General features: G+C 69.9%; 15 protein-coding genes and 3 pseudogenes. 12 read left to right on the plus strand and 6 right to left on the minus strand.

The features are described 5' to 3' along the window. Positions 1-97: 97 nt before the first annotated feature. The 5 genes from U5640_RS00575 (at position 98) to U5640_RS00595 (ending at position 4,401) form a co-directional block, all read left to right on the plus strand. The gene (locus U5640_RS00575; RefSeq protein ID WP_340373822.1) at positions 98-1,300 is read left to right on the plus strand and encodes a histidine kinase; all 1,203 of its coding nucleotides are present in this window, start codon (positions 98-100) and stop codon (positions 1,298-1,300) included. Then, on the plus strand, positions 1,297-1,959 hold the full coding sequence (locus tag U5640_RS00580) for a response regulator transcription factor (protein WP_340373823.1): 663 nt from the start codon (positions 1,297-1,299) through the stop codon (positions 1,957-1,959). The genes U5640_RS00575 and U5640_RS00580 overlap by 4 nt, the downstream gene beginning before the upstream one ends. Positions 1,960-2,081: 122 nt before the next feature. Then, positions 2,082-2,510, plus strand: coding sequence for a hypothetical protein (locus U5640_RS00585; protein ID WP_340384850.1), 429 nt, complete (start codon positions 2,082-2,084; stop codon positions 2,508-2,510). Positions 2,511-2,585: 75 nt separating this feature from the next. Then, positions 2,586-3,464 (plus strand): alpha/beta hydrolase, encoded by an 879-nt coding sequence (locus U5640_RS00590; protein ID WP_340373824.1) that lies wholly within the window; start codon positions 2,586-2,588, stop codon positions 3,462-3,464. A gap of 358 nt (positions 3,465-3,822) precedes the next feature. Further along, complete coding sequence (locus U5640_RS00595; RefSeq protein ID WP_340373825.1) at positions 3,823-4,401, plus strand: DUF4240 domain-containing protein; 579 nt, start codon at positions 3,823-3,825, stop codon at positions 4,399-4,401. Between the two features lie 38 nt (positions 4,402-4,439). On the opposite strand, the gene U5640_RS00600 is transcribed toward U5640_RS00595, so the two are convergent. After that, positions 4,440-5,126: a VTT domain-containing protein gene (locus U5640_RS00600; protein ID WP_340373826.1), complete on the minus strand. Its 687-nt coding sequence runs from the start codon at positions 5,124-5,126 to the stop codon at positions 4,440-4,442. Further along, positions 5,123-5,785, minus strand: coding sequence for a methyltransferase domain-containing protein (locus tag U5640_RS00605; RefSeq protein ID WP_340373827.1), 663 nt, complete (start codon positions 5,783-5,785; stop codon positions 5,123-5,125). Before U5640_RS00605 ends, U5640_RS00600 begins: the two co-directional genes overlap by 4 nt. 193 nt (positions 5,786-5,978) lie before the next feature. On the opposite strand from U5640_RS00605, the gene U5640_RS00610 reads away from it, so the two are divergent. The 3 genes and pseudogenes from U5640_RS00610 to U5640_RS00620 all read left to right on the plus strand — a co-directional run. Continuing rightward, on the plus strand, positions 5,979-6,743 hold the full coding sequence (locus U5640_RS00610; RefSeq protein WP_340373828.1) for a histidine kinase dimerization/phosphoacceptor domain-containing protein: 765 nt from the start codon (positions 5,979-5,981) through the stop codon (positions 6,741-6,743). 374 nt (positions 6,744-7,117) lie between these two features. Next, on the plus strand, positions 7,118-7,768 hold the full coding sequence (locus U5640_RS00615) for a response regulator transcription factor (RefSeq protein ID WP_340373829.1): 651 nt from the start codon (positions 7,118-7,120) through the stop codon (positions 7,766-7,768). 11 nt (positions 7,769-7,779) lie between these two features. Next, a pseudogene (locus tag U5640_RS00620) lies at positions 7,780-8,412 on the plus strand (phosphatidylglycerol lysyltransferase domain-containing protein); the annotation flags it as partial. A 225-nt stretch (positions 8,413-8,637) separates the two neighbouring features. Here U5640_RS00620 and arr read toward each other — a convergent pair. Beyond that, positions 8,638-9,048, minus strand: coding sequence for an NAD(+)--rifampin ADP-ribosyltransferase (gene arr, locus U5640_RS00625; RefSeq protein WP_340373830.1), 411 nt, complete (start codon positions 9,046-9,048; stop codon positions 8,638-8,640). A 159-nt stretch (positions 9,049-9,207) separates the two neighbouring features. Between arr and U5640_RS00630 the strand changes: the two genes are divergently transcribed. Together U5640_RS00630 and U5640_RS00635 are read left to right on the plus strand one after the other, a co-directional pair. Beyond that, the gene (locus tag U5640_RS00630; RefSeq protein WP_340373831.1) at positions 9,208-9,984 is read left to right on the plus strand and encodes a hypothetical protein; all 777 of its coding nucleotides are present in this window, start codon (positions 9,208-9,210) and stop codon (positions 9,982-9,984) included. 487 nt (positions 9,985-10,471) lie between these two features. Further along, positions 10,472-11,203 (plus strand): hypothetical protein, encoded by a 732-nt coding sequence (locus tag U5640_RS00635; RefSeq protein WP_340373832.1) that lies wholly within the window; start codon positions 10,472-10,474, stop codon positions 11,201-11,203. Positions 11,204-11,663: 460 nt separating this feature from the next. On the opposite strand, the pseudogene U5640_RS00640 reads toward U5640_RS00635, so the two are convergent. Together U5640_RS00640 and U5640_RS00645 are read right to left on the minus strand one after the other, a co-directional pair. Continuing rightward, positions 11,664-11,747 (minus strand): annotated as a pseudogene (locus tag U5640_RS00640) (IS630 family transposase); the annotation flags it as partial. 497 nt (positions 11,748-12,244) lie between these two features. Beyond that, complete coding sequence (locus U5640_RS00645; RefSeq protein ID WP_340373833.1) at positions 12,245-12,751, minus strand: ArsI/CadI family heavy metal resistance metalloenzyme; 507 nt, start codon at positions 12,749-12,751, stop codon at positions 12,245-12,247. An 89-nt stretch (positions 12,752-12,840) separates the two neighbouring features. On the opposite strand from U5640_RS00645, the gene U5640_RS00650 reads away from it, so the two are divergent. Both U5640_RS00650 and U5640_RS00655 read left to right on the plus strand, forming a co-directional pair. Continuing rightward, positions 12,841-13,218, plus strand: coding sequence for a metalloregulator ArsR/SmtB family transcription factor (locus U5640_RS00650; protein WP_340373834.1), 378 nt, complete (start codon positions 12,841-12,843; stop codon positions 13,216-13,218). Continuing rightward, positions 13,215-13,657: pseudogene (locus tag U5640_RS00655) on the plus strand (aquaporin); the annotation flags it as partial. The gene U5640_RS00650 and the pseudogene U5640_RS00655, both read left to right, overlap by 4 nt. A 230-nt stretch (positions 13,658-13,887) precedes the next feature. Here U5640_RS00655 and U5640_RS00660 read toward each other — a convergent pair. Further along, positions 13,888-14,532 carry a GAP family protein gene (locus U5640_RS00660; protein WP_340373835.1) on the minus strand — a complete coding sequence of 215 codons (645 nt, stop codon included), beginning with the start codon at positions 14,530-14,532 and terminating at the stop codon, positions 13,888-13,890. Between the last annotated feature and the right edge of the window lie 115 nt (positions 14,533-14,647).

Consider the following 14,647-nt stretch of genomic DNA (forward strand, 5'->3'; position numbering starts at 1 on the left):
GTACGGCGCTTTCAGCCGGCGAGCTCATGCCGTCAGCGGTTCGGCGGCCTAGCGTGATGAACCGTCGAACCGATCGGCTCCGAGGAGGCACCGCGCGATGATCACGGTCCGGGCTTGCACGAAACGCCGCGCGATGCGCCGCGCCCGGTTCGCTGCCGCGGTCCCGTCCGAGCGGCTGGTGAACGCCGTGCTGCGCGCCGGTTCCAGGCTCCCGCCCTGGGCGTGGGACTCGCTGCTGGCGTCCCTGCTGTTCATAGCGCCGCTGTCGGCGCTGGCCGGAAAGCCGGGGCCGGTGGCGGTCAGCGGCATGCTCCTGCTGCCTCTGGTGTGGCGACGCCGCGCCCCCTGGGCGGTGTTCTGCGCCGTGGCCGCTGCGGCGTGGGGCCAGTGGCTGCTGGGCCTTCAGCTGCCGGCGGACATCGCTCTGCCGGTGGCCCTGTACACGGTGGCGGCGCACTCGACCCGACGCCACCTGCTGTCGGCCTGCGCCGTCCTGGAGTGCGGCATCGTGCTGGCCTGCCTGCGCTGGGCGGCCGACGGCCGCTTCGCGATCACCGTCCTCACGTTGAACGCGTTGGCTGCCGCTGCCGCCGCCCTCGGAGCGAACATGCGCGCCCTCAGGGAGCGGGCGGCGCACCTGGAAGTCGAGCAGGACCAGCGGGCACGGCTGGCGGTGGCTGAGGAAAGGGCACGTATCACCCGCGAGATGCACGACATCGTCACCCACAACCTGTCCGTCATGGTCGCGCTGGCGGACTCCGCCGCCTACGCCCGGTCGGCAGACAAGTCGTCCGCCGTGCTGCCGCAGATCTCCGAGACGGGCCGGCAGGCGCTGACCGACATGCGGCGCGCGCTGGGAATTCTGCGGGCGGGTGAACCGGACGCGGAGCGTCATCCGCCGCCCGGCATCGCCCAGTTGGAGTCCCTGGCCGTCCAGATGCGCGCCGCGGGGCTGCCGACCCGCCTGGAGGTCGAGGGCGACCACACGCCCGTTCCCTCCACGGCACAACTCACCGTTTACCGCCTGGTGCAGGAAGCCTTGACCAACACCCTCAAGCACACGCCCTCCGGCACCCGCGCGGAGGTCCGGATACGCTGCCTCGCCGCGAGCGTCACGGTTGACGTCACCGACGACGGACCCGCGCAGCCTGCCGGCGTCCCGTCCGGGCACGGCATCGCCGGCATGCGCGAGCGAGCGGTCACCTACGGCGGGACACTGCACGCCGGAGCGCTCCCGGGTGGCGGCTGGCGAGTGCGCACCCGCCTGGAACTCGGCGGCGGAGCGGACGTGGCCGTATGACGATCCGCGTCCTGCTCGCCGACGACGAGGCACTCCTGCGCATGGCCTTCACCACGGTGCTGGACGCCCAGCCGGACATGCAACCGGTCGGCGAGGCCGCGGACGGCGACGAAGCCGTCCGTCTCGCCCGGCAACTGCGCCCCGATGTCGTACTGATGGACGTCCGTATGCCGGGCGTGGACGGTATCGAGGCGACCCGACGGATCATCCGCGTCTCGCCTCAGAGCAGAGTGCTCGTCCTCACCACCTTCGACCTGGACGAATACGCGTTCTCCGGACTCAGGGCCGGCGCGTCGGGCTTCCTGCTGAAGAACACACGGCCCGAGGAGCTTCTCACCGCCGTTCGCAATGTCGCCGCAGGGGACGCGGTGGTCTCCCCCAGGGTCACCCGCCGTCTGCTGCAGAACTTCTCCGCCCACATTCCCGGCGGCGGCAGCGGTCAGCGGGAAGAGCGTCTGCACCGGCTGACCGCCCGCGAGCGCCAGGTACTCGTCCAGGTGGCCCGCGGCCTGTCCAACAGGGAGATCGCGGACACGCTGTACCTCGCGGAGGCGACCGTGAAGTCCCACCTGGGACGGATCCTGCACAAGCTCGAACTGCGCGACCGCGCACAGGCTGTGGTCTTCGCCTACGAAAGCCGCCTCGTTCACCCCGACTGAAAGAGCGCAGTAGGGGGCTCCAGGACAACGGCCTTGTGGCGCCCATGCTTTGAAGGCCAGAGCCGGTTGCCGTGTCTGCCGGCGTCGGGCCGTTGTCAGTGCCTGCTGGCAGGATCGCCGGCATGACACCGTTGCTTCTCACCGACATCGAACAAGCCGTTCGCAGCAGTTGGAGTGCCGAGACCTGCACGCCTGAGTTCCGATCGAGCTGGACCAAGGACAACCCGGCCCGGGACCAGTGCGGAGTGACCGCCATGGTGCTCCATGACCTGCTGGGAGGTGAGTTGCTCCGGGGAGAGGTCCACGTCGACGGAGAGCGTGTGGACTACCACTGGTGGAACCGCCTGGGCATGGGCATCGAGATCGACCTCACCCGCGAGCAGTTCGGGCCGGAGGAGATCGTCACCGCAGGCATCGTGATTCCCCGCCCGCCCGAGACCGAATGGCACAGGCTCCGTCAGGAGTACGAGCTTCTCCGCGACCGCGTCGTGGAGAAGCTCGGCCGACAGCAGGCGACGGGCTCTGCGGCCGTGACTCGTCAACCGGCCTGAGCCCTTGATGGACCTTCACGCACCCACGCGTGAGGGGCAGTACCTCACACGTTCGGCAGAAGGGAAGCGACAACGATGGGCATCAGCATTCCGGGGTTCGAGACCAGGTCGATCGGCGTGACCGACGACGTCGAGCTGAACGCAGTGGTAGGCGGAGACGGGCCGGCCGTCGTGCTGCTCCACGGCTTTCCCGAGACCCACCTGATGTGGCGGCATGTCGCTCCCGTCCTGGCCGAGCACCACACCGTGGTCTGCCCCGACCTTCGCGGCTACGGCGCCAGCAGCAAGCCGGAAGCGGTCGCCGAGGACACCTACTCGAAGCGGACGATGGCCGCGGACATCATCGGCCTGGCCGACGCACTCGGATTCGACCGGTTCACGCTGGTCGGACACGACCGGGGCGCGCACGTTGCTTTCCGAGCCGGCCTGGATCACCCGAATCGGATCAGCCACCTGGGAATCCTTGACATCGTTCCCACTCCGGACACCTGGAACGTCCTCCACGGGGCCGGCGCGGCGGTGGCCTTCCACCTGTATCTGATGGCCCAGCCGCCCGGCCTGCCCGAACAGATGATCGCCAACAGCGCCGACGCGTTCTTCGGGCACTTCCTCGACGCATGGTCCACGAGCTCCGACGCGATCCCGGCGGAAGTGCGCGCCGAGTACCTTCGCGCATGCCGGGACGCCGTTCCGTCGATCGTCGCCGACTACCGCGCCACCGCGACCGTCGACATCGAGCATGACCAGGCCGACCTCGACGCCGGCAACCGGCTCGCCATGCCGGTGACGGTCGTCCAGCAGGACTGGGGCCGACAGCTGGGGTTCGATGCCCACGCGATCTGGCGGCCGTGGGCCACCGACCTCCAGCACCTCACCACCCAGGCGGGCCACTTCATGGCCGAGGAGGCTCCGGAGGAGATCGCCACGCTGCTTCTGAACCTCATGAAGAGGTGACGCCCCACGCCCGGGACAAGCCGGTGTCGGGCCTGCACGCGCTTACGATGACACCTGTGCACCCGCTCTGGTTCGAGTTCGACGAACATGACACAACCCCGGAAAACTGCGATCCGTTCCAGCGTGAGTTCCTACGCCCGGTTCGAGAGGGTGCCCGGGAGTGGCCGTGCCGACCGAGCGACACCTACGTGCTGTTCTTCCCCCGCGACGAACGCCAACTTCGCCTGGACGCGGGAGCGCCCCGACATCGTGCCGCGCGAGCACACCGGACCGGTCGAGGACCTGGCGGCCTTCACCTTCGACTGGCTCGGTGAGACCCTGCGTCGAGCTGTCAGGTCTCGCGTGTCTATGATCACTCATGGACATGAGTGAGTGGTGGGGGCTCGTCGACAGGGCTCGGGCCGCGGTCGGTGACCGCGCCGACGATCGCGACCTGCCAGATGATCCACTGCCCGAGGCGCTGGTCGATGTCCTTGCCACGCTGGAGCCCGCCGAGATCGTCGACTTCTACGTCAAGTACGTCGAGGTGAAGGATTCGGCCTGTCAGTATGCGTTGTGCATGGCCGCCTACTTGATCGAGGGAAGCTACACGGATGACGGCTTCATGGACTTCCGTGGCGGGCTGATCCTCCTCGGGCGGGACACCTTCAGCCGCGCGGTGGCACATCCCGACATCCTTGCCGACTTGCCTACGGTCACCCGTATGAGCCGTGGGGAAGGGGGTTGGATCGGCTACGAGTCTGTGAGCTATTTGATCTCGGACGCGTACCGAAGGATCCAAGGGGAGACCGACTCGCTCGATACAGCCGTCGAGACTGCGCTGAGAGGCATGGCGCGTCCGGACAAGCCGCTGGGCGAGGAATGGAACGGGGACCCCGAAGATGAAGAGCAGATGAGACGCCGCCTCCCACGGCTTGCGGCGCTTTTCCTTGACTGAAAATGAGTCCGCGCTCGCGCGTGGGAGTCCAGCGTCCTTCATCGCGGGGCCGAACGATCCTGGAGCGGGCGGTCTGACGGGGTGTCACCGTGGTCGGGGCCGGGGCGCCGGTCTGCGGCCGCACGGCTTACCGGGCGGACGCGGCGACGCCAGAGGAGCGTGACACCGAGGGCGGTCAGGACGGCCACGGCCAGGGTGGGGCCGCCCAGGGTCAGGATGGGTTGCACAGACGCCGCGGCCGCGTATCCGGCACCGGCTTCTGCCGCTGCCCACAGGCAGGCGGCGGCGACGCTGTAGGGGGCGATGCGCCGGTACGGCAGGCGGGTGGCACCTGCGAAGTGCGGAGCGAGCGTGCGCACCACAGGGAGGAAACGGGCGAGGAGGACGGCTCTGCCGCCGTGGCGTGTCATCAGGGTCTCGGCTCGTCGCCAGGCGGCGCCCGGGATACGGCGGCCCACCCGCCCCGCCCTCAGCCGGGCCCCGAGGAGCCTGCCGGTGCGGTGAGCGAGGAAATCGCCCGTCACCACGGCCGCGGCGGCCACGACCAGCACGACGGTAAGGCTGATGCGGCCGGTGCGGGCCAGCGCGCCCGCGGTCAGCAGCAGCGTCAGGGTGGGGATGAAGGCGCCGACCAGGAGAACGGACTCGGCCAGCACGGCTGCTGCCACCACCGTGTAGGCCAAAATGGGGGAAAGGTGGCCGAGGATGTCCGACAGCGCTGTCACCGCCGTGTGGTCTCTGTGAAGTGCTGCCGGTGCGCGGGCACGAGGGGCACCTGCAGGTGCCAGGCGCAGGCGGGGGGCATGTTGGCCCAGACCGTCCAGCGGCCGGTGGCATACCTGCGCTGGTAGCCGGTCATCACCTCGTCCACCGCCGCGTGCCGGAGTGCCTCCGCCCTCGATGCGGTCAGCGCACGTGCCCTGCGCGTGCCCAGGTAGGCGAAGTAGGTGAGGGTGCCGCCGGGATGCAGCAGTTCCATGTAGCGGGACATGATCCGTTCCACCTGCGCGGGCGTGAAGTTCGTCAGCGGCAGGCCGGAGACGATCACGTCGTAGCGCACGTCCGTGGTGAGGTTCTCCACGAGTGTCTGGTGCACTGTCACCCGTGCGGGCCGGTCCGCCAGAGCCGGATGGGCGTCCACCAGGCTCCGCAGCCGGGTGGTGAAGCGCGGGTTGGCCTCCACGATGTCCAGCCGGCTCCCCCGCGGGAGCTGCGGTATCAGGACACGCGTGATGGCCCCGGTGCCCGCGCCGACCTCCAGCACCGTGAGCGGGCGCGGGCCCTGGGCTCGCAGGGGTTCGGTCAGGGCGCGGGCGAGCGCCCTGCCGCTGGGAGCGACCGCGCCGGTGGTCCGCAGATCGCGGGCCGCTTCGGCCAGGAACATCCAGCCCTCGCCTTGACGGGATGCCGGGACACGGTGGTTCTGAGGTGATCCGGTCTTTCATGGGTTCGACGCTAGAAACCGGCTTCAGGCATCGGATCCGTCAATGTGCGACGCCTTCCCCCTACGAAAGTCGGGGATGACCGTGGCAGATCGTCCGGGGCAGGTTCCTCCTGGTCTGCCTAGGATGATCCGGGTGAGGAAGAAAGAAGGCCGCAGGTGGGCTGCCTATGGACGGGTGAGCCTGGTGGCCGTGTGTGGGGTGGCGGCGCCGCTGAACGCCATGTCGCTCGTCGACGACCCACCTCTCGTCGCGGTGAGCGCGGCGGCCCTCCTGAGCGGCGCGTGCCTGCTGGTGCCCCGGCTCCGATGGCCCGTGGCGCCTGTCGTGGTCACCGTCGCCACCGCGTGGTGGGGGTGGCCGCTGCTTCCGCTGATGGTGCTCGCCCTGTTCGGCCTGGCGGTGGACCGCCGGGTTCGGCCGGCGGTCGGATGTGCCGTGGCAGCGCTGGCCGGCAACCTCCTCAGCTACCGGGACACCTCCCTGTGGACGACACAGAGTTACGCCTCCACGCTGCTCCTGCCCGTACTGGCCATCGTCGTCGGTCTGTGGCTGGGCAACCGGCGGCGTCTGCTGGAGGCCCTGGCCGCCGACGTCGAACACCTGCGGGTGGCGGCGGATCTCCGTGAGGAGGCCGCGCAGGCGGCGGAGCGGTCACGGATCGCGGCGGAGATGCATGACGTGCTCGCCCACCGCTTGAGCCTGATCGCCCTGCACACCGGTGTCCTCGTCACCAGGAGCGACACGCTGCCCGCCCCGGTCGCCGAACGGCTCGTACTGCTGCGCGGCACGTCGGTCGAAGCCCTGGGCGACCTCCGTGACGTCCTGCCCTGCACGACACTGTGGCCACGCCGTCCGGTGCCGGGCTCGCCCCCGCCCTTCGGGAGGTGGGGGAACTGACCGCCGAGGCCCGCACCGCGGGCCAGCATGTCGACCTGGTCGTCGAAGGCCTTCCCGGTCAGGCTCCCACCACTCGTCGTCTGGCCGCCTACCGTCTCGTGCAGGAAGCGCTGACCAACGCCCGCAAGCACGCCACGGGAAGCCGGGTCACCGTGTGCGTCGACTACCGGCCGTCGGCCACCCTCGTCGAGGTCACCACACGTCCGGCACCCCCGGCACGGACACCGTCAGCTCCGGCTGCGGTCTCGTCGGGCTGCGCACCCGTGTCACCGCCCTCGGCGGTGTCTGTCGGCAGGCCCCGCGGGAGGCGGAGCCTGGCGCCTCGCCGCCCGTATCCCCCACCCCACCAGCACCGGACAGAACGGCAGCCCCACATGATCCGCGCCATGATCGTCGACGATGACGCCCTGGTCCGCCTCGGACTGACCGACCTCCTCGCCACGGACAAGGACATCGACGTGGTCGCCCAGGCCTGCGACGGGCTCCAGGCCGTCGAACGGGCCACGGCCCACCGTGTCGACGTCGCCCTCGTCGACGTACGGATGCCGGGCATGGACGGCATCACCGCCACCGCCAGGCTGCGTGCGCTCCCCCACCCCCCGAAAGTGATCACCCTGACCACCTTCGACCTCGACGAATACGTCTACAACTCCCTTGCCGCCGGAGCCGACGGGTTCCTGCTCAAGGACACCGAACCCGCCGAGATACTGCGCGCCGTCCACCTCGTCGCCGGCGGGTCGGCCATGCTGCACCCCGCCGCGGCCCGCCGCCTCATCGATCGCTACCACGCCGCCAACCCGCCCCGGGCAACCGCCGCCCAGTCCCTGCTCGGCCGCCTCACCCCCCGCGAACGCGACGTTCTCGCCCTCCTCGCCGTAGGCGACACCAACGCCGGCATCGCCGCCCGCCTGGCCATGCGCGAGAGCACCGTCAAGGCCCACGTCAGCCGCATACTGAGCGCACTGGAGGTCACCAACCGCGTCCAGGCGGCCCTCGTGGCCCGCGACGCCGGGCTCACCGGCTGACGAGGGCAGGCCGTCTCATGGACGAGGCCAAGGCCCACTCCTGGACACCCGCCGTCATGGGCTGCTCCGAGACCGGCGGCGAGGACTGGCGCGGCACCGACACCGAACGCGGCTTCTCCATGGCACTGGGCCGCGTCGGCGACCCCGCCGACAGCGACTGCCTCATCGCCACCGCCCACAAAGCCGACGAAACCCCCGGCCCCTACGGCGACCTCAAGGCCATCCTGCACTTCGTGCCCTGGGGCACCGACGGCGCCTCCCTGGACCTGATGCGCCGCGACCGCTCCGCCGACCCCGGCATGAACGAACTCCTCATCGTCGCCGCCCTCCAGGCCGCCCCCAAATTCGGCATCACCCGCGTCTCCCCCAACTTCGCCATGTTCCGCTCCGCCCTGGCCCGCGGCGAGAAGATCGGCGCCGGACCCGTCCTGCGCGCCTGGCGCGGCCTGCTCGTCTTCCTCTCCCGCTGGTTCCAGATCGAGTCCCTCTACAAGTTCAACGCCAAGTTCCAGCCCCGCTGGGAACCCCGCTTCGTCGTCTACCGCGCCTCCGGCGACCTCCCCCGCATCGGCTTCGCCGCCATGCAGGCCGAAGGCTTCGTCAACCTCGCCCTCCCCCTCCCCCGCTTCCTCCGCCGCCGCAGCAACCCCGCCGCGCGTGTACGCACGCGGCGGCCGATCACGGCGTACACCCCGGGCAGGGCCTCGCGTTGCACACGGCGCGGCGCGACGGGCCGCCTCGCACGTAACGGACCTCAGCCACGGGACGGTCGGCACCGGCACCCTGCGCGGAAGCACTACACGGACCGACCCACCCTCACCCACCAACCGGGGCGGGCCGGGTCATTTCCGGTGCGAGACGGTCAGCCGTCAGTTGATGATTTCGGCGCGCTCGTCCAGACGGATCGCGGCCAGCCGGTCCCGCCACATGCGGAGAGCTTCGGGTGTTTGCCGCGTCCAGTCGGTGACCTCGCCGACGATCCGCAGCGGATCCCTGCTGCGATAGGAGCGGGTGGGATTGCCGGGGAACTTCCTGTCCGTGACGTTGGGATCGTTCTCGAACTCCCCCGTCGGTTCGACGACATACACGCGCGGGGCCCCGTCGCCGGCGGCGAGCTCGGCGGCGAGTCCCGCGCCGTCGCGCAACGCGGTGAAGTAGATGTGGTTCATCACGATTTCCGGCCGGTAGTTGGAACGGAAACCGGCAGCGAGGTGATCTCCGACTCGCAGGTCAGCCTTCGTGCCGTGAAAGAACGGCCCCTCGTCCAACGCCTCATCCATCACGGCAGATTAGCAAAGCACGCCGGCCTGACAGCGAGATGCGCACGCCTTACGCATTGCCCGGCCGAAACGTACATTTGAACCATGGCCATGGGAAACCCGGACCCGTCTTTAGCGGGCAGTGTCTCGGCAACGGCAGCGGGCGGGCGACTGATATGTGTGCCAAGTCGGCTCCGGGAGATCGGTGTCGCGCTCGGCGCGAGCGTCGTGGTCCCGTTGTGGATCGCGGCCCCCCTGCTGCTGGTGGCCCTGCTCGTCGCCGTACTCACCGAGTCCGCGCAGGCCTGGGCCATCGTCTGGGTGGTTCTCGGGCTGACAGTCCTGGCCGTGGTCGGGCTCACCCTGGCCTTGCTGGTCACGACGTCGACCGCGATGGTGCGGTGGATCGAGTTCCGCCCGCACGGCGATGCGACGCAGATCGTGGTCGCCCGCTTCCTGCGTTCGTCGACCGTAGCCATGGCTGATCTGCAGCGGGTCGTCGTGGTCGAGCGGCTCAGACTGGGCCGGCGAAAGTCGATCAGAGTGGTGCTGCACACGCGTGGAGGGACGGTGGACTGCGAACCGGGCTTCCACGCACCCCTGTCCCGGGTCGGCACCGGAGCCCTGCTCGACTGGTTGACCGGCCAACTCGGCTCAGCCCGGGCGATGGTGGAACACCGGACGGAAGTTGACCGGAACTTCCTGTGCCCGGACGAGTGGTGGACACCGTCGGACCTGTCCGCCCTGTGGCACGTCCCCGTGAGCGCCGTCGACGAGCTGGCTGTCCGCCACGGGATCCGCAGTTACCACTACACGCCCCGGGGCGCCGCGACGTACGGGGACACGACGAAGACCGTCTACGACCCGGCTCGGGCACACGAAGTCGCCGAGGAACTCCACGAGGCACGGGCCGTCGACTCGGGGAGCGACGGCACGACAGAGGCTCCGCACCATTGACGGGGCAGGAGCCCACGAACGGCGACCTGGCGATGGTCCAGCCGTCCTGGCGGATCACGAGCATCATCGACAGCCCCTACGGCGTCTGATTGTCGTCAACCGGCATCACCGTCGGGCGACGGAACCTCGTCACGGCAGCGGCGGCCGTATCGACGTTCTCGATGCGGCCGCCGCTTTCCGGCGTCGGTGACACGGGCATGATCCGGTGTGGTCCGGGCGCAGTTGGCTGGGGAGGCTGGGACCGCGAAGGTTCACCGTGTCGCGGCGACCGACACTGCGGTCGACGCTTGTCGGACCACCGAGGTACGTCCCCGGTAGCAGCAGTGGCCCTCCGTCCTGCGACGGACCGCACGGGGCCGTCGGCCGGGCGGCCGCCTTACGGTTGGCGACCTTCGCGTCCCGGTCCGGGCTCACATTCGCCGCCCCGCCCTCTCGGCCTGGCGCATAATCGGATGTGCGTGCGGCGCGGAGTTGTTAGGTTCGCCGTGTGCCGAAGCTGAATCAGATCATCGCAGTCGAAAAGGGCGTCAAGTCCAAGGCTCTCCAGGAGCTCACGCAGACTCACCAGGACGTGCAGAAGCCTGCCCTGCTGGCCGGCATCTCCCGGACCTACCAGCCCAAGGACGAAGAGGGCGAGCAGCTGCCGCCCGAGGCCACGCGGGTGCAGATCAAGGCCGAGGACGCTTTGCGGGCCACCGCCGGGACGCTGACGCGGCTGTTCGACGTGACCGCGACGAAGGACTGGGCGAACCGGTCCGCGGCCGCGGACGTGGTGGTCGACGGTACGGTGCTGTTGCCCCAGGTGCCTGTCCCGTACCTGTTGTTCCTGGAGAAGCAACTCACCGACCTGCACACCTTCGTGCGCAAGCTGCCGGTGCTCGACGCCTCCGAGTCGTGGAACCTGGACCCCTCGACGGACTCGTGGAAGACGGACCCGGTGCGGACCATCCGCACGAAGAAGGTTCCGCGCAACCATGTGAAGGCCGAGGCCACGGAGAAGCACCCGGCGCAGGTCGAGGTGTACTACGAGGACGTCCCGGTCGGTTACTGGACTACGGTGAAGTTCTCCGGCGCGCTGCCCGCCCGGCGGGTCAACGAGATCCTCGACCGCGTCGAGAAGCTCCAGCAGTCCGTCAAGTTCGCCCGCGAGGAGGCGAACAGCACCGAGGTCACCGACCAGCGGGTCGGAGATGCGGTATTCGGCTACCTCTTCCGGTAGCCCCCACATACGCCCTCCGTCGCGAGCGGAGGGTGCGCGATGAGCGCAAGCTGAAACTGATGTTGAAGCTGATGAAGGGGTGTCAGTTGGGGGTTCGAATCCCTCTCCCCGCACCACGTGCGGGGGTGGCCCAAGCCTGGCAGAGGCGGCCCCATGAAACTCAGATTCTCGCTCCAGTCTCAGTATTCGCCGCCGAACACCGGATCGACCGAGCGTGGGCGAACGTCGACGGATGGGGGTTCAAGTCCCCCCGGCGCCTCTCTCGTGGCGCTGTAGTTCAAAGGCAGAACACGTCGATCTCAACATGACCCGCGGTTCTTAAACGCCGTCGGTGTGCGCAAATGGGTGGCAAGCTGGAGCCCGGGAGCTGGACATGCTCCCGGGCTCCGTCACGTTCCGGCTGCGGCTTGTGCTGTGACCGGGAAGGTTCACCGGGTTGAGTGGTCAGGCCGCGGTGGGGGGGTCTGCCGCCCCAGGGGATGCTTCTTTCGCTGCGGATTCGGGCACGTTCGCGTCGTTCGGCGGCCGTGACGTGGAGGTGGCGGGGCTGCGTCGAGACGGGCCATCGCTGCCACAGATCTCCCAGGTCGCCGTACCTGGCTGGCGCTTCCTTCTTCTTCTGCTGCTTCTGCTTTCTGGACCTGGCTGCCTTCCGATCGAGGCCTTCGCCGTCTGGGCCTCCCAGACCGCGGTGCGACGGGGCCGCGGGGCGCAGCTGTACGGCGCGCCGGTACAGCCGAGCCGGCCGCCCGGCGCGCGATCCACGCCGGCGCCCAGGCCGCGCCTTCGCCGGGTCGATCCGCATCCACCGCCAGGCCCGGGACATCCTCAGCGACCCGGAGCGGCTGCGCCGGCAGGTCCGGCGGCTCAAAGAGCTGCGGGCCGCCGAAGAGATCACCCAGCTGAAGGTCGACGTCCAAGCGCTGGTCGGTGCCCTGGACCGGGCCGCCGTGGAGAACAGCCACCTGCGCCGGCAGCTCGCCGACCAGCATGCGGTCGTGCGCGTACGGCCGGCGCAGGCGCCGCCCGGAAGGCAGCCGGTCAGCTCGCGCAGCCGCACCCGGCGGCGGCCTTCGCCTCCGCCGGGCTCTGCGCGGGATCGAGGGCCTGCTCCGCGGGAGTGCAGCAGGCGGTGGTGCCGCAGCACGCGTCCGGGGCGGCGTCGGCCCTCTCCAGGGTGTCGGCGTCGGCCTTGACCACGTACACCTCCCACGGCTCCTTGCCCGGGCCGGTCACCCACACCTTGTCCTGCAGCGCGTAGCAGCAGGAGGTGTCGTTCTCCTCGGAGGTGGCCAGGCCCGATTCCTTCAGGCGGGTCGTGGCGGCGTTGACGTCCTCGGTGCTGGCGACCTCGACACCGAGGTGGTCCAGGCGGGTCTCCTCGTCGGCCTCGCCCTCGATGAGGACCAGCTTCAGCGGGGGCTCGGTGATCGCGAAGTTGGCGTAGCCCTCGCGCCGCTTGGCGGGCTCGGTGCTGAACAGCCGGGAGTAGAAGGCGATCGAGCCTTCCAGGTCGGCGACGCGCAGGGCGAGCTGGACTCGGGACATGGCGGTCTCCCATCCGAGACGAGACTGTATCGACAGCTGTCGATACAGTCGAGGCTGCCACCTTGATAGACATCCGTCAACATAGAGATATGTCGAAACAAGCTGATCTGCCGGTGCTCGACCAGGACGAGGCGTGCTGCGCCCCGATGGTCCGTGAACCGCTGGGCGAAGTGGACGCGGCCGAGCTGTCTCGGATGTTCAAGGCTCTGTCCGACCCGATCCGGCTGCGGCTGCTGTCCCTGATCGCCTCCGCCGAGGGCGGGGAGGCGTGCGTGTGCGACCTGGTCGGCCCGTTCGACCTCTCCCAGCCGACCATCTCCCACCACCTGAAGGTGCTGCGCGAGGCCGGGCTGGTCGGCTCCGAACGGCGCGGGACCTGGGTGTACTACTGGATGCTTCCCGAGGCCCTGGCCAGACTGTCCGCTCTCCTTGAGACCCCGGCCGTGCCCGTGAAGGCGTCCGCGTGAGCGCGCCGGCCCCTCTCGCGCGGCGGGCGGCTGCCGAGGCCGTCGGCACGGCGGCGCTGGTGGCTGTGGTGGTCGGCTCCGGGATCCAGGCAACCGAGTTGACCCGCGACGTCGGCGTGCAGCTGCTGGCCAACTCGCTGGCGCCGTGTTCGGCCCGGGCGTGCTCATCGCCCTGCTCGGCTCGGTCTCCGGGGCGCACTTCAACCCCGTCGTGACGCTGGCCGCCTGGTTCGCCGGGCGCCGCAGCGGCGACGGTCCCAGCCCGCGGGAGGTGGCCGCGTACGTGCCCGCCCAGGTCGCCGGGGCCATCGCCGGCGCGGTCCTCGCCGACGCCATGTTCGCTCGGCCGCTGGTGCAGTGGTCGACACACGACCGGTCCGCGGGACATCTGCGGCCGGGCGAAGCGGTCGCCACCGCGGGACTGGTCTGGCTGATCTTCTACGTCCATCCCGGCGCCCGCGGCCGCGGTGTCGGCTCGGCCCTGCTGACGGCCCTGATCGCCTCCACCGAGGCCGCGGACATCTGGACGGTCCAGTCCGGCATCTGTCGACGTCGCCGTGGCCGCCGCCGTTACCGCCAACAAGGACGGCTGATTCCGCCGCCCCTTGGTCGGGAGGGCTTGCCCTGCAGGACCTCCCTTTCCTTCCGGCCCGGGGTGGGGTGGCCCTGTCAGGCGGTCAGCTCGAAGATGCTCCGAGCCGTGAGCCACAGGCCGACAAGCAGGGAAAGCGTGACAAGCAGCTGTTCCTGGCGCTGCGCGAGTCCGCTCCGCAGGGCGTTGAGCCGGGCGTTCGCGACGGCGGGCGCCCGGAGCATGTACAGCTGCATGACGATGAGACTGGCAGTGGCCAGGAGGCAGTAGCCGGCCAAAGTGAGCCAGGCGGCAGCGGTGGAGAGGTTCGCGTCGACGGCGGTGGCCGCGCCCGCGGCGACCAGCGCCCAGGGCTGCAGCATCCACGCCAGTCCGGCCGCGGCGGCCGGGGAGGCGTTGTCGATCCGGGAGGTCCACCGCGGCGGCCCGTGAGGGCGGGGAGGGCGCCGGTGACGGTGAGCGCCGTACACGACCAGGGCAAGGCCAAGGGCGAGTTTCGCGGCGATCACGGCGGTGGAGGGCACCGTGTGGGGGGCTGGGGGCTGACCACCCGTCAGGAGCAACACGCAGGCGATGACCACGATCAGGTTGGCCAGCCATGACAGCAGGAACGCCGCCCCCTGCCGAACGCCGTGCCGCGTGGAGAGCAGCAGGATGAAGGCGCTGTTGTGCAAAGGCCCCAGGGTGACGGCCGTACCGATCACCAGCAGGTCGAGGACCATTGGGTTAGCCGCTCCTTGGCGTCGGGGCCGTCAGCCGCCTGTGGAATGGCGAGCCGGCCGACCGCGTGAGGCGGTGCTGCGGTGTCACACCTCGACTCTGTCGGCAGGGAACCGC

The organism is Streptomyces sp. SS7, from assembly GCF_037993025.1.
GTDB lineage: Bacteria > Actinomycetota > Actinomycetes > Streptomycetales > Streptomycetaceae > Streptomyces.

Bases quoted from the DNA above. Each gene is read 5' to 3' on its own strand.
- U5640_RS00575 (WP_340373822.1), top strand. From the start codon at position 98: ATGATCACGGTCCGGGCTTGCACGAAACGCCGCGCGATGCGCCGCGCC.
- U5640_RS00580 (WP_340373823.1), top strand. From the start codon at position 1,297: ATGACGATCCGCGTCCTGCTCGCCGACGACGAGGCACTCCTGCGCATG.
- U5640_RS00585 (WP_340384850.1), top strand. From the start codon at position 2,082: ATGACACCGTTGCTTCTCACCGACATCGAACAAGCCGTTCGCAGCAGT.
- U5640_RS00590 (WP_340373824.1), top strand. From the start codon at position 2,586: ATGGGCATCAGCATTCCGGGGTTCGAGACCAGGTCGATCGGCGTGACC.
- U5640_RS00595 (WP_340373825.1), top strand. From the start codon at position 3,823: ATGGACATGAGTGAGTGGTGGGGGCTCGTCGACAGGGCTCGGGCCGCG.
- U5640_RS00605 (WP_340373827.1), bottom strand. From the start codon at position 5,785: ATGTTCCTGGCCGAAGCGGCCCGCGATCTGCGGACCACCGGCGCGGTC.
- U5640_RS00615 (WP_340373829.1), top strand. From the start codon at position 7,118: ATGATCCGCGCCATGATCGTCGACGATGACGCCCTGGTCCGCCTCGGA.
- arr (WP_340373830.1), bottom strand. From the start codon at position 9,048: ATGGATGAGGCGTTGGACGAGGGGCCGTTCTTTCACGGCACGAAGGCT.
- U5640_RS00645 (WP_340373833.1), bottom strand. From the start codon at position 12,751: ATGTCCCGAGTCCAGCTCGCCCTGCGCGTCGCCGACCTGGAAGGCTCG.
- U5640_RS00650 (WP_340373834.1), top strand. From the start codon at position 12,841: ATGTCGAAACAAGCTGATCTGCCGGTGCTCGACCAGGACGAGGCGTGC.
- U5640_RS00660 (WP_340373835.1), bottom strand. From the start codon at position 14,532: ATGGTCCTCGACCTGCTGGTGATCGGTACGGCCGTCACCCTGGGGCCT.